The following is a 23,217-nucleotide window of genomic DNA, read 5'->3' on the forward strand; positions in this document are numbered from 1 at the left end:
GCCCGGCTCATGAACTCCCCGGCGGCCGGAGCGCGTCGACGACGAGATCGAGCAGGCGGCCCGTCCGCTCCGGCTCGTCGTCGGCCGCCGTCGAGAGGAACACCCCGAGGAGTATCGCGGTGACGTCGTCGGGTTCGACGTCCGCGCGCAGCGAGCCCGTCCGCGCTCCTTCCGCGAGCAGGGCGCCGATCGCGGCCGTGATGCGTTCCCGGGTGGCGGGTGTCGCGAGGCGTCCGGAGGCCCAGCCGGTGTGGAGGGTGTTGAGCATGGCGCGTTTCGTCGCGACGAACTCGGCGTAGCGCGCCATCCAGGCGCGCAGGGCCCGCTCGGGCGGCAGTTCGTTCAGCAGGGCCGGGGCACTGTCGGTGACGGCGTCCAGTTCGGCGGCGTAGACGGCCTCGACCAGCGCCTCTCGGGTGGGGAAGTGGCGGTAGAGCGTGCCGATGCCGACCCCCGCGTCACGGGCGATGCCTTCGAGCGGAACGGTGTCGTCCGCGGCGGTGAAGGCGGCGCGCGCGGCGGCGACGAGGTTCTCGCGGTTCCGCCGCGCGTGGGCGCGCAGCGGGCGGCCGCCCGCGCTCGTCGGCTGCTGGGGCCGGTCGGCGGCGGGGGGCATCGGTTCCTGGTCCGGACTCAAAGCGGAGGGTCCTCCGGTAGTGCTACAGTCGGCTTCACGGAGGCTCCTCCGTTTTTGCCATCTTCTCATGAGGGCGGACTTCCCATGACGTCAAACGGCACCTCTGTCCCGGTCACGGCCGAGGGCACCCCCCGCCCCGGTGGCGCGAGGGCGCTCGCGGGCCGCACCGTCTCCCGGATCGGGTACGGCGCGATGCAGCTGGAGCGTCTGCGCGCGGACCGCGGCGCCGCCGTCGCACTCGTGCGCCGCGCGGTGGAACTCGGCGTCGACCACTTCGACACCGCCCAGTTCTACGGCGACGGCTTCGTCAACGAGGTCCTCCGCGAGGCACTGGGCGCCACGGACGACGCCGTGGTCGTGACCAAGGTCGGCGCCACCCCGGACTCCGGCGGTCCCCTTCCCCTGCGTCTCGCGCAACGGCCGGAGGAGCTGCGGGCCGACGTCGAGGCCAATCTCCGGAGCCTGGGCACCGACCGCCTCGCCGTCGTCAACCTGCGCCGCGCCGACACCGGGCCCGGGCTGCGTGCCGAGGGAGATCAGCTGGTCGACATCGACGACCAGCTCGCCGTGCTGACGGAGCTGCGGGACGAGGGCAAGATCGGCGCCGTCGGGCTCAGCGCCGTCACCCTGGACGGACTGCGCCGCGCGCTGCCGATGGGCGTCGCCTGCGTACAGAACTCCTACAGCCTGGTGAGCCGTGCGGACGAGGACATGCTCCGGCTGTGTGCCGCCGAAGACATCGCCTGGGTGCCCTACTTCCCGCTCGGCGGCGCCTTCCCGGGCATGCCCAAGGTCGCCGACGAGCCCGCCGTCCACACCACCGCACGGGCGCTCGGTGCCACGCCGGCCCAGGTGGGGCTCGCCTGGCTGCTCCACCACGCCGCGAACGTCCTGCTCATCCCCGGTACGGCTGACCCCGGCCACCTGGAGGCGAACATCGCCGTCGGAGGGCTCGCCCTGGACGGAGCGGACCTCGCCGCGCTCGACGCCGTGCCCAGCCGCTCCGCGGACCATGTGCGGCTCGGCTGAGACTGGGACGCGTCTCTCGGGGCGGACGCGAGTGTGACCTCCGGGGGGCGGGACGGCACGGTCTCCGGTACCGGCCTCACAGGGCGCGCAGGCCCCGGTCGGCGAAGGCGACGAGCCAGTCGAAGCTCTCGTCGATGTCCGTGCTCCACTGGAAGCCGTGTGCCGCCTCCAAGGTGGCGAAGCCGTGGCAGAGGCTGCGCAGCAGGCGCAGGGCGTGGTTCACGTCGGAGTCCTCGATCTCGTAGCCGCGCAGGACGGCGGTGAACGCGACGAGCAGCCGCTCTCCCGCCGCGGCCAGGGGATCGTCCGGGCCGGACGGCTCCTGCCCGATCGTCGCGGCGTACCGGCCGGGGTGCTCCACGACGAAGGCGCGGAAGGCGCGCGCCGCGGCCCCCAGCGCGTCACTGCCCGCCCGGCCCTGTACGGCGCTGCCGACGGCGCCGGCGGTCTCGTCGAGGGCCAGCGCAGCGATCCGCCGGATCAGGTCGTCCTGACCCGCCACGTGCTTGTACAGGGACGGGGTGCGCACGCCGAGCCGGTCGGCCAGCAGGCCCATCGTCAGTTTCGTGAGGCCCACTTCGTCGGCGAGGGCCGCCCCCGCGCCGACCACGGCCGCCCGGTCCAGGCCCGCCCTAGGCACGGGCGGAGTCCGAGCGCAGGAAGGCGAGCAGGAGCGTCACCACCCGGTCGGGGAACTGGTGGTGCGGGTAGTGGCCGGCGCCCTCGATCATCTCCAGGCGGCCGAGGCCGGACGGCAGCGCGTCGACGACGGCCGAGCCCTCGGCGTGCGGGTCGGCCCAGTCGGGGTCGAGCGTGCCCATCACCACCAGGACCGGGCAGCGCACGTCGCCGAGCCGGGCGCCGGCGTCGGTCGGAGCGCTGCGGCCCATGGCCTGCATGGCCTTCATCCGGCCCGGCTCGCGCAGCCGGGTCTCGATGAGGCCCAGCCGCTCGGTCCAGTCGGCCGGTTTCACCCCGGGGTAGGCGACGTCGAGGTACGAGCGCCAGAGCGGCAGACTGCCGAAGAGCCCGGCGCCGAGCAGTCGCACCATGCCGCGCCGGAACCGCCGCACCCGCAGGTCGCCGAGCCGGATCGACTGCTTGCGGGTGAACGGCGCCAGTTCGACCACGGAGGTGACGAGCGAGGGCTCCCGCGCCGCCGCGATGGTGGCGGCGCCGCCGGAGACCGAGTGGCCGACGAGCACGGCCGGGCCGCCGAGGTGGCGGATCAGGGCGAGCAGGTCGCCGGCGATGTCGCTGCGGCTCCAGGCCGGCCAGTCGACGCTGGACTCGCCGCAGCCGCGCAGGTCGACCGCGGCCACCCGGTAGCCGGCCGTCACCAGCTCGGGGATCACGGCGCGATAGGCCTCGCGGCTGTCGCCCACGCCGTGCGCGAGCACGATCAGCGGGCCGGACCCCGCTACCTCGTAGGCGATCGTTCCGCCGTCGACGGCAAGGTACTCGGTCATGGCAACCCCCAGATGCGGCTAATGAAGTTAGCTAAAAGCTATTCTCATTAGCCAAACCTGTCAAGAGCGGTCGGCTGCCTCCCGCGGGCACGACTCGGATTCGAGACGTACGAAGGGGATCGCGCGCCCGGCCCGGCGCAACGCCGTCACGCTGCCGTCGGAGGGCAGACGCATGAAGGCGCACAGCCGGCGTGCGGTGCGGGGGTGGCGCGCGCCGTACTTCTCCATGATCGCGGCACCGTCCTCGGGGGCGAGGAAGCGGGCGGTGACCGCGTGGTGCCGGTTTCCGAACTGCAGGACCGTCTTCGGCTGTCCGCGCAGGTTGCGGTACCAGTCGGCCCGCGGGCCGAAGCCGGACGCGACCGTCCAGGCGCGGGAATCCCGCTCGTAGGCCACCACCTCCAGGACGACACGGCGGTCCAGTCCCGAGACCCGTCCCGTGTGGTGCAGCAGCAGGAAGCGCCGGCCGAGGAGCGGGCCGAGGCCGACGCGGAACAGGAGGACGGGCGCCCGGGCGAGCTTGCGTCGCCAGCCCTCGGGCAGGGGCGGCCGGCCGGCTTCCGTGTCCTCGTTCCGCATGTTCACCTCTCGGTCGTGGAACGACGTCGGCAACGTCTGAACCTTTGCACAGACCAAGGACCGGCCGAAGGGCCGAGGAGGGCGGGTGGCCGTTCAGTCCAGGGGGAGCGGTGGCCGCATCGCTTGCTCCAGGGCCCGTTCCACCTCGCGGCGCGGCACGCCCTGTTCCTCCGCGCAGTCGGTGATGCCCTGGACCAGGGCGGCGGTGGCGTCCGACCAGACCGCCAGGGCGACCGTGGCGTTCTCGCCGGCGTTGCTGCGGTAGCGGTTGTCAGCCGCTTCGACGGCTCGCTGGAGTTCGATGAGGCGTCTCGGGATGTCCATGGTGACGAGCCTAGGAGCGATGATCATGGATTTCAGTGGCCGGTCGAACGCGGTTCGCTCCCAGCGGGGGCAGTCGTCTTTGCCCTCGCCGCTGCCCGTCGTACCTCAGGCGTCCACCGCGCGTCGCCCGCCCGTCGTGGACTCCCGCTCCTCCAGCCAGTGCGGCGCCACGTGCACCTCGAACGGCAGGGGCGCCCGGGACCGTATCCGGGCCGCCAGGCACTTGACGGCGAGTGAGGCGATGGCGGCCTTGTCGGGGACCACGGTCGTCAGGGACGGCGTGCTGTAGAGGCCCTCCTCGGAACCGTCGATGCCGGCGACGGCGACATCGTCGGGAACGGCCAGCCCCGCCTCGTGCAGGGCGCGTTGTGCGCCCACGGCCAGCAGGTCGCTGAAGCAGAAGACCGCATCGGGCCGTTCGTCGGCGGGCAGCGCGGCGAGGCGGCGCATCGCCAGCAGTCCGTTGCGGCGGTCGAACTCCTCGATCCGCGGCGCGAGCCGGGGATCGAAGGGCAACCCGGCCTCGTGCAGGGCCCGCTGGTATCCCTCCAGGCGCTGACGGCTGGTCGCGGACCCCTGGCGGTCCACGCCGATCGCGGCGATCCGGGTGCGCCCCAGGCCGATGAGGTGGGCGGTGAGGTCACGGGCCGCCGCCACGTTGTCGATCAGCACGTGGTCGGCGACGACACCGTTGCGCCCGTAGGTGCGCTCGCCGAGCAGCACCAGCGGGAACTCGTCGGTGACGGAGGCGAGGTCGTCGGGCGTGACGCGCAGCGGGGAGAGGATCACACCGTCGAGCAGCGAGGCGCCGACCCCGCCCGCCAGCCGCAGTTCCTCGGCGGCGTCGCCCAGTGACTCCTCGATGAGGACGGTCAGGCCCAGCAGCGTGGCCTCGCCGCGCACATGGTGGGCGAGTTCGGCGAAGTAGGGCGTGGCCAGGTCCGGGACGACGAGAGCGATGAGACCACTGCGCCCCGTACGGAGCCTGCGCGCCGAGGGGTTCGGCCGGTAGCCCAGCTCGTCCACCGCCCGCAGCACCCGTGCGCGCGTGGCCTCGGACACCCGCGGAGCGCCGCGTACAACGTTGGACACCGTTTTGATCGACACCCCCGCGTGTTCCGCCACGTCCTTCAGTCTCACCGCGGCCACAGCCCGCCCCCTTGCCGAAGTTTCCGCAGATTATGCCCCTGTGCGCCGCCCCTGTCAGTACGTGAACCGGGCACCGACTCTTTTGCGGACAGAGGGTTGACCTTGCGGACGCACGCCGGTTACAACGTTGGAACACCACGATAGCAAGCGGTTGCTGCGAGGTGGCGCCGCCATCCCCCGGCCGCCCGCGCATCCCACCACCGCCTCCAGCGCGGCGCCCAGCCCCCGTCCGGCTCACGAGAGGGTCCGCATGTCTTCGCACGTACCGAACACGCCGCTGCGCACAGCAGTGGTCGGCACGGGGTCCATCGCCCGGTCCAGTCACCTGCCCGCCCTGACGAAACTGGCCGCCGAGGGCGAGGTGGAGGTCGTCGCCGCGGTCGACGTGGACGGCACGGCGGTGCGGACGTTCGCCGACGAGTTCGGGATCCCGCAGGCGTCCACCGACCTCCACACGATGCTGACCGAGACGCGCCCGGACCTCGTCGTGCTGTGCACACCGCCCGCCGTGCACCGCGAGCAGGCCGTGGCCGCGCTCGCCGCCGGGGCCTGGGTGTGGTGCGAGAAGCCGCCCTGCCCCTCACTGGCCGACTACGACGCCGTCGAGGCGGCCGAACAGGGCGACGGCACGGGGCCGTACGCCTCCGTCGTCTTCCAGCACCGCTTCGGCTCCGGCGCCCGCCACGTCCGCGCGCTGCTGCGCGGCGGGGCGCTGGGCCGGCCGCTGGTGGCCCACTGCCAGACCACGTGGTACCGGAACCAGGCGTATTACGCGGTGCCCTGGCGCGGGCGCTGGGCCACCGAGGGCGGCGGACCGGCCATGGGACACGGCATCCACCAGACGGACCTGCTGCTGGACCTGATGGGCCCGTGGACCGAGGTGCGCGGCATGGCCGCCCGGCTGGTGCACGACGTGGAGACCGAGGACGTCTCCACGGCACTGGTCCGCTTCGCCGACGGAGGCGTCGCCACCCTCGTCAACAGCGTGCTGAGCCCGCACGAGGTGAGCCGGATCCGTATCGACTGCGAACTGGCCACGGTCGAACTGACCCACCTGTACGGCTACCGCAACGCGGACTGGCGCATCATCCCGGCGCCCGGCGTCCCCGAGGAGACCGTCGCGGCCTGGCGCGACTTCGGCGCCGACGAACCCAGCTCGCACCAGGCCCAACTGCGCGTCCTGGTCGACGACATCAGGAACGGCCGCCGCCACTCGACCAGCGGTGCGGGTGGCCGGCGGACCCTGGAGCTGATCACCGCCCTGTACAAGTCCGCGTTCACCGGCACGCCCGTGCACGCGGGAGACATCGGCCCCGGCGACCCGTACTACACCGAACTGCACGGCGGCGCCCCGGGCTGGGCGCCGGCCGGCACCCGCGAGGAAGAGGACCACGCATGACGCTCTCACTGACCCACGTCCACGGAGACCGCGTCACCGTGGCCCACGGGGCGGCCGGAACCGAGCTGTTCTCCTACGTGTACCGCCCCGAGGCCGACTGGGAGGCGCCCAAGCCGTACCTCCACCCGGTCAGGACCCTGTCCGGCGGACTCGTCACGGACTACCGGCCCAACGACCACCGCTGGCACAAGGGGCTCCAGCTGACCGCCTCCCACCTGTCCGGACAGAACCTGTGGGGCGGCAACACCTATGTGCACGGCGAGGGTTACCTCGCGCTGCCGGAGAGGGTCGGCTCGATGGCCCACGTGGCCTTCGAGGAGGTCGGCGCGGAGGGGGACCGCGCCGTCATCGCCGAGCGGCTGACCTGGCATCCGCACGGCGGCGAGCTGTGGGCCGAGGAGGAGCGGCGCATCGAGGTCCGCGACGTCGACCCCGGCACGGGCAGTTGGACCCTCACCTGGACCTCGGCGGTGACCAACCGGCGTGACGAACCACTGCGGTTCGGCAGCCCCACCACCCATGGACGCCCCGCCGCCGGATACACCGGACTGTTCTGGCGCGGGCCCCGCGCCTTCCGCGGCGGCCGGGTCTTCACCGCCGAATCCGCCGAGTCCGCCGACTCCGGCGAGTCCTCCGAAGCCGACCCGATGGGCTCCCAGGCCCCCTGGCTGGCCTACGTCGGCGAGCACGACGGACGGGACGGCCACGCCACGCTCGTCTTCGAACACGCCCCCTCCAACGACCACCTGGGCGAGAAGGGCACCCACCCGGCGCACTGGTTCGTGCGCAGCGACCCCTTCGCCGCGGTCGCGCCGTCCTGGGCCTTCCACGAGGAACTGGTCCTGCCGCCCGGCGAGACCCTCGCCCGGACCTACCGCGTGGTCGTCGCCGACGGCGCCTGGGACCGCGCGCGGGTCGCCGCACACCTGGCGGGACTCGCGTGGTGAGCCGGACCTACGACGGCTTCCCGGCGGCGGTCGGCGTGTCCCGCCTGACGGTGTACGACTGGCCGACCGTGGAGGGGCTGCCCGGCGGCGGCACCCCGCACCTGCACCTGACGTGCAGCGAGGGCTACGTCGTCACCGCGGGCCGGGGCGCGGTGCAGACCCTGACCACCTCCGGTTTCGAGCAGACACCCCTGGAGCCGGGCACGGTGGCCTGGTTCACGCCCGGCACGATCCACCGCCTCGTCAACGACGGCGGCCTGGAGATCACCGTCGTGATGCAGAACAGCGGCCTGCCCGAGGCGGGCGACGCCGTCCTCACCCTGCCCCAGGACCGCCTCACCGACCCCGACACGTACGCCGACGCGGTCCACGTCCCCGCCGACCTGCCCGAGGCCGAACAGGCGAGGATCGCGCGCGCCCGCCGCGACGTGGCGACCCGGCGCTTCCTCGAACTCCGCGAGGCCACCGAGAACGGCGACCCGGAACCGCTGGCCGCGTTCCAGCGGGCCGCCGCCGAACTGGTGCGGCCCCGGCTGGACGCGTGGGAACGGCGCTGGCGCGAGGGCGCGCACGCGGCCGCGCAGGCGACCCGGGCCCAACTCGACGCCCTGCGCGGCGAGGACGCGGGGCACCTGACCGCGGCCCGGGTGTCCGCGACGGGGCCCGCGGCCCGCGGACGCTTCGGAATGTGCGGCAGGCTGGCCGTCTACCCGGGCATCTGAGCCCGAGCCACGTACCTCCTCCGGCGACGTGTCGTCCGAAGGCGTCACCCTCACCTTCTCCTGGTGGGGCAACGACGACCGCGCCGAACGCACCGAGAAGGCCGTGCGACTCTTCGAGCAGGAACACCCCGGCGTCACCGTCCGCACCTCGAACGCCGACTTCGGCTCCTACATGCAGAAGCTGGCCACCCAGGCCGCCGGCGGCGGCATCCCGGACGTGGCACAGCTCGACTACCGCCAGATCTCCCAGTACTCGGGCGGCGGCGCGCTCCTGCCGCTCGACGACGCCGTCGGGGACGGCACGGTCCGCACCTCCGAGATGGACGAGGAGTTCCTGCGCACGGGCACCTACGAAGGCCGGCAGTACGCCGTGCCGATGGGCCGCGGCATCACCGGCTACGCCTACGACTCCGAGATCTACGCACAGGCCGGCATCCCCGCCCCCGAGCCCGGCTGGACCTGGGAGGAATGGGCCGACGCCAACCGGAAGATCACCGCCCTCGGGCTGAAGGCCCCGGACGGACGCGCCGTGGTGGGCGCCAACGACAACGGTGTCAACGAGGACATCTTCGAGGACTGGCTGCGCGGCCGCGGCGGGAGACTCTACGCGAGCCAGACGAAGCTCGGCTTCACCGAGGACGACCTCACCGAGTTCTGGACCTTCTGCGACAGGCTGCGTGAGGAAGGCGCGGTCGCCGAGGCCCCGGACACCGCACAGGCCAACACCACCGAGATGTCACCCATGGGCCGCGGCCTCGCCGCCGCCGACTTCACCTGGGACGCGCCGTTCCCCGGGTACCCCGCGCTGCTCGGCGACCAGGTCCACTTCGCCCCGGTCCCCACCACCGACGGGCGCCAGGGTGCGTACTTCAAGCCTTCCATGCTCCTCGGCGTCGGCGCGCACACCGACCACCCCGAGGAGGCGACCGCGCTCGTCGACTTCCTCCTCAACGACGAGCGGGCCGGCGACATCCTCGGCTTCACCCGCTCCACACCTCCCAACCGGAAGATCGCCGCCCGCGTCGCCAAGACCCTGGAGGGGGCCGAGCGGGAGATCTACCGGTACGCCCAGAAGATGGAGGAGTACGGCCTGGACGCCCCGCCCGCCGCGCCACCGCGGGGCGACGTCGCCCTCCAGACCGCCTTCAAACGCGCCTACCACCGCGTGATGTACGACCTGACCTCCCCGCGCGAGGCGGCACGGGAATTCATCGACGAGGCCAACCGGGAGCTGCGGTCATGAGCACGGTGTCGACCAGGGCGCCCGCGCGCGCCGACCGCACTGCGCCACCACGGCCACCGGCCGGGCGCCGGCGCCGCCGCGAACAGCAGTGGCCCGCCTACGTGTTCCTCACCCCGTGGATGATCGGCGCGGCCGTGCTCACGCTGGTGCCCATGGCCGTGTCGCTGTACCTGTCCTTCACGGACTACAACCTCTTCGACCCGCCGCACTGGGTGGGCCTGCGCAACTACACCGAGATGCTCACCGAGGACCCCCGCTTCTGGCGGTCGGTCGGCACCACGCTGCTGTACGTCGTCGTCGCCGTACCGCTCAAACTGGCCCTCGCGCTCGGGGCGGCCCTGCTCCTGAAGAACCTCGGCCGCGGCCGCGCCTTCTACCGCTCGGCCTTCTACGCGCCCTCGCTGCTCGGGGCGAGCATGTCGATCGCGCTGGTGTGGCGGGCGCTGTTCAACGACGGCGGCACGGTCTCCGAGGTCCTCGGCTCCCTCGGCATCGACACCGGTAGTTGGGTCGGTGACCCGGACCTCGCCGTCTACGTCGTCGTCCTGCTGACGGTGTGGCAGTTCGGCGCACCCATGGTCATCTTCCTCGCCGGGCTCCAGCAGATCTCGCCCGAACTGTACGAGGCGGCGGCACTGGACGGCGCGGGCCGATGGCGGCAGTTCGTGTCCGTCACCGTGCCGATGCTGTCCCCGGTCGTCTTCTTCAACCTGGTCCTGGAGATGATCCAGTCCTTCCAGGTGTTCACCCCGGCCTTCGCGGTCAGCGGCGGCGAGGGCGGCCCCGCCGACTCCACCCTGTTCTACACGCTCTACCTCTACGAACGCGGCTTCACCGCCTCCCACATGGGCTACGCGGCGGCCATGGCCTGGCTGCTGCTGATCGCCATCGGCGTCATCACCCTGATCCTGTTCAGGACCTCCAGGTCCTGGGTCTTCTACGCGGACGAGGAGGGACGATGAACCCCACCACCCGGCGATGGCTGCCGCACACGATCGCCCTGGCGGGACTGCTCGTCCTGCTGTACCCCCTGGCCTGGCTGCTCGCCACCACCCTGAAACCGGCCGACGAGGTGGTGACCAGCCTGGACCTGTGGCCCAGCCACCTGGAGTGGTCGAACTACACGACCGCCCTGGACGGAGTCTCCGGGGTCCCGGTGAGCCGGCTGCTGTGGAACTCCCTGCTGATCGCGGGCGGCGCCGTCGTCGGCAACGTGCTGTCCTGCTCCCTGGCCGCGTACGCCTTCGCCCGGCTGCGCTTCCGGATGCGCAAGCCGATGTTCGCCTTCATGGTCGCCACCCTGATGCTGCCGCACCACGTCGTGCTGATCCCGCAGTACATCATCTTCAACCGGCTCGGCATGGTGGACACCTACTGGCCGCTGATCCTGCCGAAGTTCCTGGCCACCGAGGCGTTCTTCGTCTTCCTCATCGTCCAGTTCATGCGCGGACTGCCCCGCGAACTGGAGGAGTCGGCCCGCATCGACGGCTGCGGCGCCTTCCGCACGTACTGGTCACTCACCCTGCCGCTGAGCCGGCCGTCGCTGATCACCACGGCGATCTTCACGTTCATCTGGACCTGGAACGACTTCTTCACGCAGATGATCTACCTGTTCGCCCCGGAGAAGTTCACCATCACCCTGGCCCTGCGCAGCTTCGTCGACCAGTCCAGCACCTCCGCCTACGGCCCCATGTTCGCCATGTCGGTGCTCTCCGTACTGCCGATCGTGCTGTTCTTCTTCGTGTTCCAGCGCTACCTGGTGCAGGGCATGGCCACCTCCGGACTGAAGGGCTGACCCCATGACCCAGGTGCCCGCACTGCCGCCGCACGACCGCGGGGGACCCGGCGAGGTCTTCTCGTCCGGCTTCACCCTCTTCGCCGACATGCTGCTGGTGGGCCTGCTCACCGCCGTGGCCTGCCTGCCCGTCGTCACCGCACCGGCCGCGTTCGCCGCCGCCTCGGCCACCCTGCGCCGGGCGGCCGAGGACGGAGTGCCCGTCGACACCGGTACGTACGCCGGGCACCTGCGCGCCCGGCTGACCCGCGGCTCACTCGCCGGCGGACTGGCCGTACCGCTCCTCGTCGCCGTCCTGCTGGTGGACTCCGCGCTGACCCGCACCACCCTGCCCGGCGCGGACGTCATGGCCCCCGCGCTGACACTGCTCACCCTCGGCATCGCGGTACTGGCCCTGCGCACGACCGCGCTGCCGGCACCGCACGCACTGTCCCCGCGCGAGGGCCTCCTCCGCTCCCTCGCCGACCTCCGCGGCACCCTCCTGCTGGCCGGCGCGGTCGTCCTGGCCGCGCTGCTCGCCTGGTCGATCCCCGTCCTGATCCCCCTCCTTCCCGGCCCGCTGGCCTTCGCGGCCACCGTGGTGGACCTGCGCTGCACGGGGGAGGGGAGGGGCCCGGCCGCGGGCGGCGGTACTCGAAAGTGAGTACACGCGATGGTCGGCGCGGACGACGACGGGGCGGGGCCCGCCCGGTGAGGCTGGAGAGGTTCCCCAGATCAGATGCGGAGACCTCTCCATGGCAACTTTGCTGTACCGGTTGGGACGCGGTGCCTTCCGACGGCGCCGCTGGGTGACGCTGTCCTGGGCAGCCGTCCTCCTCGGCGTCGTGCTCGCCGCGATGAGCGCCGGCGAGGCGGCCGACGACTCGGACTCGATGCCCGGCATCGAGTCCCAGCAGGCGTTCGACCTCATCAACGAGCGGTTCCCGGACGCCGAGGCCGAAGGCGCGAGCGCCCGGATCGTCCTCGTCGCACCGGACGGACGGAAGGTCACGGCGGCCGAGTACCGGGCGGCGATCGGCACCCTGGTGGCCGAGGTGGCCGACGGGCCGCAGGTCGCCGCCGTGTCCGATCCCCTCGACGCGTCGACGGTCAGCGAGGACGGGACCACGGCGTACGCCACCGTCACCTACGAGGTGACCGACGACAACGTGACGGACGCCGGCCGGAAGGACCTCGGCGAGGCGGTGGAGAAGGCCCGGGCCTCCGGTCTGACCGTCGAGGCCGGCGGGGGCGCCGTGGCCGGTGAGCCGCCGGCCGGGATCGGTGAGTTCCTGGGCATCGCCGTCGCGGCGGTGGTCCTGCTGATCACCTTCGGTTCGCTGGCCGCCGCCGGACTGCCGCTGATCACCGCCGTCGTGGGCGTGGCCCTCACCCTCGCCTCGATCATCGCGCTGGGCAGCGCCCTCGGCATGTCCACGGCCACCGCTGACCTGGCCATGATGATCGGGATCGCGGTCGGCGTCGACTACGCCCTGCTGGTCGTCTCCCGCTACCGCGAGGAGCGCGCCAAGGGGAACGAACCCCGGGAGGCGGCGGGGCTGGCCGTGGGCACGGCCGGTTCCGCGGTCGTCTTCGCCGGGCTCACCGTCGTCATCGCGCTGGCCGGCCTGTCGGTGATCGGAGTGCCGTCGCTCACGAAGATGGGCCTGGCCGCCGCCGGCGCCGTCGTCCTCGCGGTGCTGATCACCCTCACCCTGGTCCCGGCGCTGTGCGGCTTCTGGCCCGACGCCCTGCTGGCCCGCCGGGTCCGCAAGGGGCCGAGCGCGCGTCCCGCCCGCCGCTTCCGCAAGGGTCCGGGCGCCGGAGCCGTCCGGGAGGCCGGGGCGTGGAGCGCCCGCTGGGCCCGGTTCGTCCGGCGCCGCCCGGTGCCTGTGCTGCTCGGCTCGGTGATCCTCCTGGGCGCACTCGCCGTACCGGCGCTGGACCTGCGGCTCGGCATGCCGGGCGACGAGGCGAAGCCCACCTCCACCACCGAGCGCCGGGCGTACGACGCCCTCGCGGACGGCTTCGGGCCCGGGTTCAACGGCCCGCTGACCCTCGTGGTGGACGCCCGGCGGGCCGACGACCCGCGCTCCGCGGTCGCGGCCGTGTCCGAGCGGGTCGCCGGCACCGACGGCGTGGTGTCCGTGTCGCCGCCCCGGTTCAACGCGGCCGGGGACACCGCGGTGATCCAGGCCGTCCCGTCCACCGCGCCCACCAGCGAGCGGACCGAGGAACTCGTCCGCACCATCCGCGCCGAGCGCGCCGCGGCCGAGTCCGCCACCGGCGCGACCTTCGAGGTGACCGGTACCACCGCCCTGAACATCGACGTCGCCCGGAAGATGACGGACGCGCTGATCCCCTACCTCCTGGTCGTGGTGGGCCTGGCCTTCCTCCTGCTGCTCCTCGTCTTCCGCTCCGTGCTCGTACCGCTCAAGGCCGCCCTCGGCTTCCTGCTGTCGGTCGGGGCGTCCTTCGGGGTTCTGGTCACCATCTTCCAGAACGGCCACGGTTCCGGACTCCTGGGCGTCGACGAGACCGGACCGATCATGAGCACGATGCCGCTGATGCTGGTGGGCATCGTCTTCGGTCTTGCCATGGACTACCAGGTGTTCCTCGTGTCCCGGATGCGGGAGGCCGTCATCCACGGAGAGCGTCCCGCCGAGGCCGTCGTCACCGGGTTCCGCCACAGCGGCCGGGTCGTGACCGCCGCCGCGGTCATCATGACGTCCGTCTTCGGGGGGTTCATGACCGGCGGCGAAACCCTGCTGAAGATGGTCGGCTTCGGCCTGGCGGTCGCCGTCCTGTTCGACGCCTTCGTCGTCCGCATGGCGTTCGTGCCCGCCGTCCTCGTCCTGCTCGGCAAGCGGGCCTGGTGGCTGCCGCGCCGACTGGACCGGCTGCTGCCGCGGGTCGACGTGGAGGGCGAGGCCCTCGGCCGCCGGGCCGCCGCCGCGCCCGGGCTCGCGGCCGTGCCCGGCACCGACCGCCAGGACACGGTACGCGCCTGACCCGCGCCGCCGGAGGGCCGCTCGTGCGGGACACGGGCGGCCCTCCCGACGCGCGCCCGGCGCATCGGCGATCCTGGTCCCAGGAGGACACCATGCTCAGCAGTTGCCGGCGGTACGCCGACAGCCACCCGCACCTCGTCGAGACGGCCTTCCTGCTGCTGGTGCTCGCCGTCACCAGCCGGCAGTACGTACACGGAGACCTCGGCTGGTGGGCGGGCCAGCCCCTGGCTCTTGCGGCCGCCGCGGGCCTGGTCCCGCGCCGCGGCCACCCGCGCGCCGCCGTCCTCGTCACCGCCGTCTGCGCCGCCGTCTCCGTCGCCCTGGGCTACCTGGTCTTCCCGCTCCTGCTGCTGCCCGTCCTCATCGCGCTCTACGAGCTGGCCGTCCGCACCCCGCAGCGGACCGCGTACGCCTGCTACGGCCTCACCCTCGCGCTGGTCGTCCCCGCCGCCCTGCTCTTCGAACGGAACGACCAGCCGCGGGTGGACGAGAGCGTCGGCCCCGTGTTCTGGATCCTGCTCCCGGTCCTGGCCGGCACCGCGGTGCGCAGCCGACGCGCCTACCTGGACGCCGTCCACACCCGGGCCGAGCACGCCGAACGCACCCGCGAGGAGGAGGCCCGCCACCGCGTCGCCGAGGAACGCATCCGCATCGCCCGGGAACTGCACGACGTCGTCGCCCACCACATGGCGCTGGCCAACGCCCAGGCCGCCACCGCCGCCCACCTCGCCCGCACCCACCCGGAGCAGGCCCAGGAGATCCTCACGCACCTCACCGGCACCACCGGGTCGGCACTGCGCGAACTGAAGGCCACCGTCGGCCTCCTGCGCAGGCCCGAAGACGCCGACGGCGCCGACGACCTGCAACCCCCGCCCGGTCTCGCCCGGCTCCCCGAACTGGTCTCGGCGTTCGGCTCCGCCGGGCTCCACGTCACCGTCACCGTCCGGGGCACGCGGCGTTCCCTGCCGCCGGGAGTGGACCTGACCGCCTTCCGGATCGTGCAGGAGGCCCTTACCAACGTCACCAAGCACACCGACGCCGGAACGGCGGACGTGCACCTCGCCTACGCCCACGACCGCCTCACCCTCACGGTCACCGACGACGGCGGCGCCACCCCGCGGCCGCCCGGCCCCGGCGGCGGCTACGGCCTGATCGGCATGCGGGAACGCGCCCGGACCTCCGGCGGCCGCCTCAGCGCGGGCACACTGCCGGAAGGCGGCTTCGCCGTCACCGCGGAACTCCCCGCCCCGCCACCACCAAGGGAACAGTCCTGATGACCATCCGCGTGCTGCTCGCCGACGACCAGGCCCTGCTGCGGGCGACCTTCCGCATCCTGATCGACTCCAGCGAGGACATGGCCGTGGTCGCCGAAGCCGCCGACGGCCGGGACGCCGTGGCGCTGACCCGCGCCCACCGGCCCGACCTCGTCCTCATGGACATCCGTATGCCCGGCACCGACGGACTCGCCGCAACCGCCGCCATCTGCGCCGACCCGGACCTGCGGAACACCCGGGTCCTCGTCCTCACCACCTTCGAGACCGACGAACACGTCGCCCGGGCCCTGCGCATCGGCGCGAGCGGGTTCCTCGGCAAGGACGTCACGGCGGAGGAACTCCTCGACGGCATCCGCACGGTGGCGGCCGGTGACGCCCTCCTGTCCGCCGCCGCCACCCGCAGCCTCATCACCCGGTTCCTCGATTCCCCCGACCCCGCTGCCTCTCCCGTGCCGCCCGAGGACCTGGCCGCCCTCACCGCCCGCGAGCGCGAGGTCACCGCCCTGGTCGCGGACGGCAAGTCCGACCAGGAGATCGCGGCTGGACTGTTCCTCAGCCCGCTGACCGTACGCACCCACGTCCAGCGTGCCAAGACCAAGCTCGGCGCCCGGGACCGGGCCCAACTGGTCGCCCTCGCCTACCGCTCCGGCCTGGTACGGCCGCCCCGCTGACGGCCCGGCACGGCCGGTGATGTGAGAGGATCCCGGGTCCATGGGTGAAGCTGCGGAAGCGACAGGGACCGATGTGGTCCTCGCCGGGTACGGCCCGGTCGGGCGGGCCTTCGTCGACCGGCTGGCCCGGGACGGCGACGCGCTCGCACGCCGTCACGGCGTACGGCCGCGGGTGGCCGCCGTACGCGCGAGCGCGGCCCAGTGCGGAGCGGGCGCGGACGGGTCGCTGCCGCCGCGCGCGGAGTGGGGTCCCGTGCGGCCGCTGGAGGAGACCCTCGACCGCACCGGCGCGCGGGTGTTCGTCCAGGCCGTGCCGTCCTCACCCGGAGGGCGGGAGCGGGCCGCGCGGGAGGCGGTGACCGCACTGCGCCGGGGCGTCCACGTGGTGACGGCCACCAAGAGCCACCTGCTCACGCACTGGCGGCAGCTCGACGCGGCCGCCCGGGCGGGCGGCAGCATGATCCGGATCTCCGGGGCCACCGGGGCGGCCCTCCCGGCGGGCGACCTGTCGCGGACCTCCCTGCGCGGCCTGGACTGCCGGACGATCCGCGCCTGCCCCAACGGCACCGTCACCTTCGTCCTCGACCGCCTCGCCGAAGGCGACACACTGGAGGACGCGATCGGCGCCGCGCGGCTGAGGGGCATCGCGGAGGCGGACCCGTCGGCGGACCTGTCGGGCGCGGACGCCGCCACCAAGGTGCGGCTGCTGGCCGCGCTGGCCTGGGGCTGGGACCCGGCCGACGTGCGCGTGCGGGCGCAGCCCGTGGACGGGAGCACCGCCGGCCGGGCCCTGGACGCGGCCTCCCGGTCCCGTCGGCTGCGGGCGGTCGCCGGTGCGTCGGTGGCCGAGCCCGGCATCGTGCGCGTACGGCTCGAGGAGACGGAGCCGGGGGACCCGCTGCACGGACTGACCGGGCCCGAGAAGGCCGTCGTCTTCGGCTGTCCGGACGCGGGCGACGTGACCGTCAGCGGCGGACGGTCGAGCCCGGTGGGCGCGGCGCTGGCCCTGGTGAAGGACACCGTCGAGGTCACGGCACCGCGCACGGGCTTTCACTGAGGCGCGGGCACGGCGACCGCCCTCGCGGGACCCTCACGACACGGTGATCACGGTCTTGCCGCGGGCGTGGCCCTCCTCGACGTGCCGTACCGCCTGCGCGGTGTCGGCCAGGGCGAAGGTCCGGCCGACCACGGGCGTGAGCTGCCCGGCCTCGACGAGCGCGGTGACGGCGAGCAGGTCCTCGTGGGCCGGTCCGTCCGGCGTCGCGGGCAGGATCGGACGCAGCCGCTGCCGCGTGACCGCGTTGACCGCCGCCAGTTCCAGCATGGCGCCGACCGCCCCGAACACGCGGCCGGGGGAGCCGCCGCCGTTGGCCACCAGGACGCCCGCCGGGGTGAGCGCCCGGCGCAGCCGGCCCAGCGGGTGGTTGCCCACGTTGTCCAGGACGACGTCGTAGCGCTCGCGCCCGTCGGTGAAGTCCTGCCGGGCGTAGTCCAGGACGTGGGCCGCGCCCAGGGAACGCACCAGGTCGGCGTTGCCTGCGCTGCACACCGCGGTGACCTCCGCCTCCAGGAGCGCCGCGATCTGCACCGCGAAGGTGCCCACTCCGCCGCCCGCCCCGTTGACCAGGACCCGCTGCCCGGACCGCACACGGCCGACGGTCCGGATGCCCCGCAGGGCGGTCACCGCGCCCATCGGCACTGCCGCGGCCTGCTCGAAGGTCAGGCCCGCGGGCACCGGCACCAGCAGCGGTGCGGAGGTGCACGCGTACTCGGCGAAGGCACCCGGACAGAAGCCCAGGACCGGATCGCCGGGGGCGAGCCCCCGCACGCCCGCGCCGACCCGTTCCACCACCCCCGCCGCCTCGATGCCGGCCACCCGGGACCTCGGCCGGGTCAGCCCCATGCCGCCCAACAGCCGTGCCGCGTACGGGTCTCCGCGCAGCATGTGCCAGTCGTAGGGGTTCACCGCGGCGGCGCGCATCCGCACCAGCACCTGGCCGGCCCCGGCCCGCGGCCGGTCGGCGTCCCGCACCCGCAGACTGTCCGGCGGGCCGAACCGCTCCTGGACCACTGCCTTCATCGCCCTGCCACCATCCCCTCGGGGATTCTCCGGACCGATCGCGGGTCGCGCGGTGAGGGCACCGTAGGGGCGCGGCCCACCGCCGTCAATGGCCGTACCGGGCGCCTACGGGTGCCGGCCGGCGTAGGTGAAGTCGTAGGCGCAGAAGTCGGCGAGCGGCACGTATCCGATACGCCGGTAGAGGGCGTTGCTGGTGCGGTTGGCGGGGTCGGTGAACAGCACGACCTCCGTCGCGCCCGCCGCCAGTGCGGCCCGGCTGACCTCGACCGTCACGGCGCCCGCGTAGCCGCGCCCGCGCTGCCGGGCGGGGGTGTAGACGGGGTCGATCCGGACCTGCCCGCCGACCAGCGGGTTCGCGCCCGCCATGGCGACGGGCGTGCCGTCCGGGGTCTCCCAGAAGGTGTACTGCTTCTCGGCGAAGCGCGTGCCGGCCCAGGACGCGGCGTCGACGGTCACCGCCTCGCCGACGTCCGCGGCGAACTCACGGCACCAGCGCATGAGGTGCCCGTGCTCCCGCTCGCCCACGGGCCGGCTCCGGCCCGCCGGAACGGGCTGCGGCGGGGTGAGGGTGCCGAGCCGGTGGAGACGGGCGCCCCAACCGCGCACGGGCCCGGCGCCGGTGTGCCGTCGCCAGGCCCCGGCGAACGCGGTGGCGGTCCCCTCGTCCGAGAGGACGCCGGAGGGACGGACGCCGAGGCCCACCAGGTGGACGGCGAGACGGCCGGCCTGCCCGGGGGAGAGGGCGGTGAGGGTCAGCCGTCCGGTCGGCGGGCGCAGGAAGGCGGCGCGGACCTCGCCGCCTTCCTCCAGCCACCCGAAGACGGTGGCTCCCGCTCCGGCCGCGGCCGCGCCCCCGCCCTGCCTGCGCAGCTTCTCGATCGCCGTCAGGGGCGTGGTGTGCGGGGCGGGGCGCGAGCACAGGAAGTCCCAGGCCCGGGCCAGGAAGTCGTCGAGGTCTTCGGTGAGGTACCAGCCGTCCGGTCGCATGCCTCATCGTCCCCGAACCGCTCGGCCCCCGGGGGCCGTTCGTCCCGCAGCAGGTCGGCGGACTCAGCGGACTTCGTAGAGCAGGTGGGTGGCGTTGGGGGTGGCGTTCGCGCTCCGCCGGACCAGGGTGCGCGGCGTCCCGCCGGTGAACAGCGGTGTTCCGGAGCCCAGCACGACGGGAGCCAGGTGCAGGGACAGCACGTCGACCAGCCCGGCGTCGAGCGCCGAGCCGATCAGGGCGCCGCCGCCCATGAGGACGACGTCGAGGTCCGTGCCACGGTCCGCCGAAGCCGCCTCGGCCCGCTCGCGCGCCGCGGTGACGGCGTCGGGCAGCCCCGTCGTGACGAACGTCCAGTCGAGGCCGGTGAGCCGGACCGAGGCCGGGGGCGCGCTCGTCACGACGACGAACGGGGGCTTGCCGACCTCCGCGGCGCCGTAACCGACGGTGTCGTCCCAGCCGCCCGGCCCGTCGACCAGGTCGAAGAGCCGACGGCCGAGGACGACGGCGCCCGAGCGGGCGGTGGTCTCCCGCACGATCCGGCGCTCCTCCGGGTCGTCCGAGAACGCCCAGGTGTGCAGCGCCTCGCCGCCGGTCCCCAGACCGTTGCCCGGGCCGGGATCCGGTCCGGTCACACAGCCGTCGAGGGAGATCGAGATGTCCGCGATGATCCGAGTCATACAGGGTGGACCCGATGCGTTCCCCGAACTCATCGCTCCCGCGCGAGGCGAATGCCGGAACCGTCCTTCCCGAGACATTCACCGTGCCTGTACAACGTTTCACAAGCGTCGCCGGTCTCCCTGTCCAGCCACGGTTCACCCACGCTTCACCTGGAGTTGTCCGCATGCCTCGGTTCAGCATTGTCGTCCCCGTGTTCAAGGTGCAGGGATACCTCCGCGAATGTCTGGACTCGGTCCTGGAGCAGTCCTACCGGGACATCGAGGTGATCGCCGTCGACGACTGCTCACCGGACTCCTGCGGCGCGATCATCGACGAGTACGCGGCCCGCGACGCCCGCGTCAAGGCCGTGCACCTCCCGGAGAACGTCGGCCTGGGGCGGGCGCGCAACGCGGGGCTCCGGCAGGCGCGGGGCGACTACGTCCTCTTCCTCGACAGCGACGACTCCTACACCCCCGGTCTGCTGGAGGCGCTGGCCGCCCGGCTGGACGCCGTCGGGGACCTGGACATCCTGGTCTTCGACCATGTGCGCACCTACTGGTGGGGCAAGGGCGGCCGCAGTCAGGCCGCGGACCTGATCGAGCGGGCGGGCACCGACGTCTTCCGCCTGGAGGAACGGCCCGAGTACGTGCACCTGTTCCTGGTCGCCTGGAACAAGGCGTTCCGCCGCGAGTTCTTCGTCGGGCAGGGCTTCCAGTACGCACCCGGCCTGTACGAGGACGCGCCCGTCACCCACATGGCGATGGTCACGGCCGAGCGCATCGGCTGTCTGAACCGGGTCGGGATCGAGTACCGCCAGCGCCGCCAGGGCGCGATCACGAAGACCCCCGGGCGCAAGCACTTCGACATCTTCACGCAGTACGAGGGGCTGTTCGCGTTCCTCGCCGAGCGGCCCGAGCTGGCCTGGGCCGCGCCCATGCTGTTCGAGCGGGCCGTCTTCCACATGCTGTTCACGCTCAAGCGCCCCGAGCGGGTGAGGGCCGCCGACCGCAGGGAGTTCTTCGACCGCACCGCCGACTTCTACGCGCGGCACGTCCCGGCCGGCTTCACGCTGCCCGGGGGGCCGACCGGGGTGTACATGCGGGCCGTGGCCAAACGGCTCTACCGCGCCTACCAGGCCGCCCAACTCGCCGCGCGCGCCAAGAGGGTGGGGCCGAACAAGGTCGTCAGGGCCAAGAACAAGGCCGGCAAGCGCGCGTACGCCGGGCTGTACACCCTGCAGCGCAGGCGCACCCCGGACCCCGGCCTCGCCGTCTACACCTCGTACTGGGACCGGCTGCCGTCCTGCAACCCGCTCGCCGTCTTCGAGAAGGCCAGGGAACTCGCCCCGCAGGTGCACGGCGTGTGGGTGGTGCGCAAGGAACTGGCCGGCCGGGTCCCCGACGGCATCGACCACGTGGTGCGCGACTCACGCCGCTACTGGGAGGTGATGGCCCGCGCACGGTACTTCGTGAACAACGTCGACTTCCCCGACCACGTCGTCAAGCGCCCCGGACAGCTCCACCTGCAGACCCACCACGGGACCCCGCTCAAGCGCATGGGCCTGGACCAGCGCGCCTACCCCGCGGCAGCCAGGGGCACGGACTTCGACCGCCTCCTCGAACACGTGGACCGCTGGGACCTCAGCGTCTCCTCCAACCAGTACTCCACCAAGCAGTGGGAGCGCGCCTACCCCGGCTCCTACGCGTCCCTCGACACGGGCTACCCGCGCAACGACCGCTACTACGGCGCGGATGCCGAGGACGTCGCCGCCGTCCGCGCCCGGCTCGGCATAGCCCCGGGCAGGACCGCCCTGCTGTACGCGCCGACCCACCGCGAATACCGGACGGACTGGACCCCGTCCTTCGACCTGGCCCGGGTGGCCAAGGTCCTGGGCGACGACTTCGTCCTGATGGTCCGCACCCACCACTTCGACGACCTGACGCCCGAGCTGAGGGGCCTCGCCGAACAGGGCGCCGTCCTCGACGTCTCCCGTCACCCCTGCGTCGAGGACCTCTGCCTGGCGGCGGACGCGCTCGTCTCCGACTATTCGTCCCTCACCTTCGACTACGCCAACCTCGACCGGCCCATCGTCATATACGCCGACGACTGGGAGATCTACTCCCAGGTCCGCGGCGTCACCTTCGACCTCCTCTCCGGCCGGCCCGGCGACACTCCGGGAGCGGTCGCCACCACCGAGGACGAACTCATCGACACCTTCCGCAGCGGCCGTTGGCGCGGCTCCGAGGCCGCCGCCCTGCGCGCCGCCTTCAGGGCACGCTTCTGCCAGTACGACGACGGCCACGCCGCCGAGCGCGTGGTGCGCCGATTCTTCCTCGGCCAGGACGCGGGTCCGGCGGTCGTCCCGCTGGAGCGGCGGACCCCGGCGCCGTCACCCGTCCGCGGCTGACCGGGACGGGCCCTGCCCCCGGAACGGATGCTTCCGGCCGTTTCGGGGGCGGGCCGTGTCATTTCCCGCCCGGTGCGGGTGGCGGTCGCGCAGAGTACTTCCCATGACGACACCCGCGCAGTCGCTCCGCTCCCTCGCCCGCACCCGGGCCTCCCTCGACGGTGAAGAGGTCACGTACTGGTGGTCCGGAAACGTGTACGCGTGGGCTCCCGACCAGCCCTACGAGCACGTCTTCGGCTTCGAGGGCGTCAACGTCGCCCGCCTGGTCCAGGACGCCGACGACGGCCCGGACGCCTACCGGCTGCTCACCCGTGAGGCCGCCTTCTACCTGGACCCCGTCACCCGGGAGATCCTGGAGACCTGGCGGGACCTGCCGGTGGTGCACGTCTGGAACGACCCGGCGAACCAGAAGTGGCGCCCCTTCCCGGTCCCGACGACCGACCTCGGCGACCAGGTCTGCTTCAGCCTGGAGATCCCGCTCGCCTACCCCTCCCCCCTGCCGGTGGCCCAGTACCCCCACCACTCGGCCGACGACACGTACAAGGCCCTGGAGCTCTTCCAGTTCTTCGCCCACCGCGCGGACCTGGCCGGCCCGGCCCCCAGTGTCCCGGCGACCATGTCGTGGACCCGGATGTCCCCGTGGCTCCCGTGGATGGCCCGGGGGCAACGGCCCGGCGGTCTCACCTTCCACTGCCGGGGCCGCAAGCTCGGTTCGTACGCCGAGGTGCCCGAGCGCACCCGCGCCCACATCGCCGACCACCACCCGCGGTTCGCGCGGGCACCGGAGCGGTGGAGCGAGCCGAACGAGACGAGCTGGACGTACTTCCGCACCCTCAACCCGCCCGTGTGAGAGCCGT

General features: G+C 73.2%; 23 protein-coding genes. 14 read left to right on the forward strand and 9 right to left on the reverse strand.

Translation table 11 applies throughout. The features are described 5' to 3' along the window. Positions 1 to 7 precede the first annotated feature (7 nt). Positions 8 to 616 (reverse strand): TetR/AcrR family transcriptional regulator, encoded by a 609-nt coding sequence (locus BZZ08_RS00710; RefSeq protein WP_198601199.1) that lies wholly within the window; start codon positions 614 to 616, stop codon positions 8 to 10. Between the two features lie 105 nt (positions 617 to 721). Between BZZ08_RS00710 and BZZ08_RS00715 the strand changes: the two genes are divergently transcribed. Then, positions 722 to 1,666: an aldo/keto reductase gene (locus BZZ08_RS00715; protein ID WP_104630138.1), complete on the forward strand. Its 945-nt coding sequence runs from the start codon at positions 722 to 724 to the stop codon at positions 1,664 to 1,666. Positions 1,667 to 1,742: 76 nt separating this feature from the next. On the opposite strand, the gene BZZ08_RS00720 is transcribed toward BZZ08_RS00715, so the two are convergent. From BZZ08_RS00720 to BZZ08_RS00740, 5 genes are all read right to left on the reverse strand, one after another. Beyond that, entirely contained in the window at positions 1,743 to 2,276 is a 534-nt protein-coding gene (locus BZZ08_RS00720; protein ID WP_104630139.1) for a TetR/AcrR family transcriptional regulator, read from the reverse strand. Between the two features lie 22 nt (positions 2,277 to 2,298). After that, complete coding sequence (locus BZZ08_RS00725) at positions 2,299 to 3,135, reverse strand: alpha/beta fold hydrolase (RefSeq protein ID WP_104630140.1); 837 nt, start codon at positions 3,133 to 3,135, stop codon at positions 2,299 to 2,301. Positions 3,136 to 3,195: 60 nt separating this feature from the next. Then, entirely contained in the window at positions 3,196 to 3,714 is a 519-nt protein-coding gene (locus BZZ08_RS00730; protein WP_104630345.1) for a nitroreductase family deazaflavin-dependent oxidoreductase, read from the reverse strand. Positions 3,715 to 3,807: 93 nt separating this feature from the next. Then, on the reverse strand, positions 3,808 to 4,038 hold the full coding sequence (locus tag BZZ08_RS00735) for a hypothetical protein (RefSeq protein WP_104630141.1): 231 nt from the start codon (positions 4,036 to 4,038) through the stop codon (positions 3,808 to 3,810). A gap of 105 nt (positions 4,039 to 4,143) precedes the next feature. Continuing rightward, on the reverse strand, positions 4,144 to 5,187 hold the full coding sequence (locus tag BZZ08_RS00740) for a LacI family DNA-binding transcriptional regulator (protein ID WP_104630142.1): 1,044 nt from the start codon (positions 5,185 to 5,187) through the stop codon (positions 4,144 to 4,146). 250 nt (positions 5,188 to 5,437) lie between these two features. Here BZZ08_RS00740 and BZZ08_RS00745 point away from each other — a divergent pair, with 250 nt between their 5' ends. The 11 genes from BZZ08_RS00745 to BZZ08_RS00795 all read left to right on the forward strand — a co-directional run bounded on the left by BZZ08_RS00745 (position 5,438) and on the right by BZZ08_RS00795 (position 17,285). Further along, positions 5,438 to 6,586, forward strand: a complete 1,149-nt coding sequence (locus BZZ08_RS00745) for a Gfo/Idh/MocA family protein (protein WP_104630143.1) — start codon at positions 5,438 to 5,440, stop codon at positions 6,584 to 6,586. Beyond that, positions 6,583 to 7,533 (forward strand): DUF6807 domain-containing protein, encoded by a 951-nt coding sequence (locus BZZ08_RS00750; RefSeq protein ID WP_104630144.1) that lies wholly within the window; start codon positions 6,583 to 6,585, stop codon positions 7,531 to 7,533. Before BZZ08_RS00745 ends, BZZ08_RS00750 begins: the two co-directional genes overlap by 4 nt. Beyond that, the gene (locus BZZ08_RS00755) at positions 7,527 to 8,255 is read left to right on the forward strand and encodes a cupin domain-containing protein (RefSeq protein WP_104630145.1); all 729 of its coding nucleotides are present in this window, start codon (positions 7,527 to 7,529) and stop codon (positions 8,253 to 8,255) included. The genes BZZ08_RS00750 and BZZ08_RS00755 overlap by 7 nt, the downstream gene beginning before the upstream one ends. Positions 8,256 to 8,283: 28 nt before the next feature. After that, positions 8,284 to 9,498 (forward strand): ABC transporter substrate-binding protein, encoded by a 1,215-nt coding sequence (locus BZZ08_RS00760; protein ID WP_104630146.1) that lies wholly within the window; start codon positions 8,284 to 8,286, stop codon positions 9,496 to 9,498. Next, positions 9,495 to 10,460 carry a carbohydrate ABC transporter permease gene (locus BZZ08_RS00765; protein ID WP_104630147.1) on the forward strand — a complete coding sequence of 322 codons (966 nt, stop codon included), beginning with the start codon at positions 9,495 to 9,497 and terminating at the stop codon, positions 10,458 to 10,460. Before BZZ08_RS00760 ends, BZZ08_RS00765 begins: the two co-directional genes overlap by 4 nt. Beyond that, on the forward strand, positions 10,457 to 11,293 hold the full coding sequence (locus BZZ08_RS00770) for a carbohydrate ABC transporter permease (RefSeq protein ID WP_104630148.1): 837 nt from the start codon (positions 10,457 to 10,459) through the stop codon (positions 11,291 to 11,293). The genes BZZ08_RS00765 and BZZ08_RS00770 overlap by 4 nt, the downstream gene beginning before the upstream one ends. Before the next feature lie 4 nt (positions 11,294 to 11,297). Next, entirely contained in the window at positions 11,298 to 11,936 is a 639-nt protein-coding gene (locus BZZ08_RS00775) for a hypothetical protein (protein ID WP_104630149.1), read from the forward strand. 91 nt (positions 11,937 to 12,027) lie between these two features. Further along, positions 12,028 to 14,283 carry an MMPL family transporter gene (locus BZZ08_RS00780; RefSeq protein WP_104630150.1) on the forward strand — a complete coding sequence of 752 codons (2,256 nt, stop codon included), beginning with the start codon at positions 12,028 to 12,030 and terminating at the stop codon, positions 14,281 to 14,283. 92 nt (positions 14,284 to 14,375) lie between these two features. After that, on the forward strand, positions 14,376 to 15,557 hold the full coding sequence (locus BZZ08_RS00785; protein WP_104630151.1) for a sensor histidine kinase: 1,182 nt from the start codon (positions 14,376 to 14,378) through the stop codon (positions 15,555 to 15,557). Further along, positions 15,557 to 16,228, forward strand: a complete 672-nt coding sequence (locus tag BZZ08_RS00790; RefSeq protein ID WP_198601200.1) for a response regulator transcription factor — start codon at positions 15,557 to 15,559, stop codon at positions 16,226 to 16,228. The genes BZZ08_RS00785 and BZZ08_RS00790 overlap by 1 nt, the downstream gene beginning before the upstream one ends. A gap of 40 nt (positions 16,229 to 16,268) precedes the next feature. After that, positions 16,269 to 17,285 (forward strand): homoserine dehydrogenase, encoded by a 1,017-nt coding sequence (locus BZZ08_RS00795; RefSeq protein ID WP_104630152.1) that lies wholly within the window; start codon positions 16,269 to 16,271, stop codon positions 17,283 to 17,285. Between the two features lie 33 nt (positions 17,286 to 17,318). Here BZZ08_RS00795 and BZZ08_RS00800 read toward each other — a convergent pair whose 3' ends face one another. The 3 genes from BZZ08_RS00800 to BZZ08_RS00810 form a co-directional block, all read right to left on the reverse strand. After that, positions 17,319 to 18,308: an NAD(P)-dependent alcohol dehydrogenase gene (locus BZZ08_RS00800; RefSeq protein ID WP_104630153.1), complete on the reverse strand. Its 990-nt coding sequence runs from the start codon at positions 18,306 to 18,308 to the stop codon at positions 17,319 to 17,321. A gap of 105 nt (positions 18,309 to 18,413) precedes the next feature. Then, positions 18,414 to 19,295: a GNAT family N-acetyltransferase gene (locus BZZ08_RS00805; protein WP_104630154.1), complete on the reverse strand. Its 882-nt coding sequence runs from the start codon at positions 19,293 to 19,295 to the stop codon at positions 18,414 to 18,416. 63 nt (positions 19,296 to 19,358) lie between these two features. Continuing rightward, the gene (locus tag BZZ08_RS00810; protein WP_104630155.1) at positions 19,359 to 19,973 is read right to left on the reverse strand and encodes a dihydrofolate reductase family protein; all 615 of its coding nucleotides are present in this window, start codon (positions 19,971 to 19,973) and stop codon (positions 19,359 to 19,361) included. A gap of 164 nt (positions 19,974 to 20,137) precedes the next feature. Here BZZ08_RS00810 and BZZ08_RS00815 point away from each other — a divergent pair, with 164 nt between their 5' ends. Together BZZ08_RS00815 and BZZ08_RS00820 are read left to right on the forward strand one after the other, a co-directional pair. Then, positions 20,138 to 22,360 (forward strand): bifunctional glycosyltransferase/CDP-glycerol:glycerophosphate glycerophosphotransferase, encoded by a 2,223-nt coding sequence (locus BZZ08_RS00815; protein ID WP_104630156.1) that lies wholly within the window; start codon positions 20,138 to 20,140, stop codon positions 22,358 to 22,360. A 103-nt stretch (positions 22,361 to 22,463) separates the two neighbouring features. Continuing rightward, complete coding sequence (locus BZZ08_RS00820; RefSeq protein ID WP_104630157.1) at positions 22,464 to 23,210, forward strand: DUF1838 family protein; 747 nt, start codon at positions 22,464 to 22,466, stop codon at positions 23,208 to 23,210. Positions 23,211 to 23,217: the final 7 nt, after the last annotated feature.

This window comes from Streptomyces sp. MH60, assembly GCF_002939385.1.
Taxonomy (GTDB): domain Bacteria; phylum Actinomycetota; class Actinomycetes; order Streptomycetales; family Streptomycetaceae; genus Streptomyces.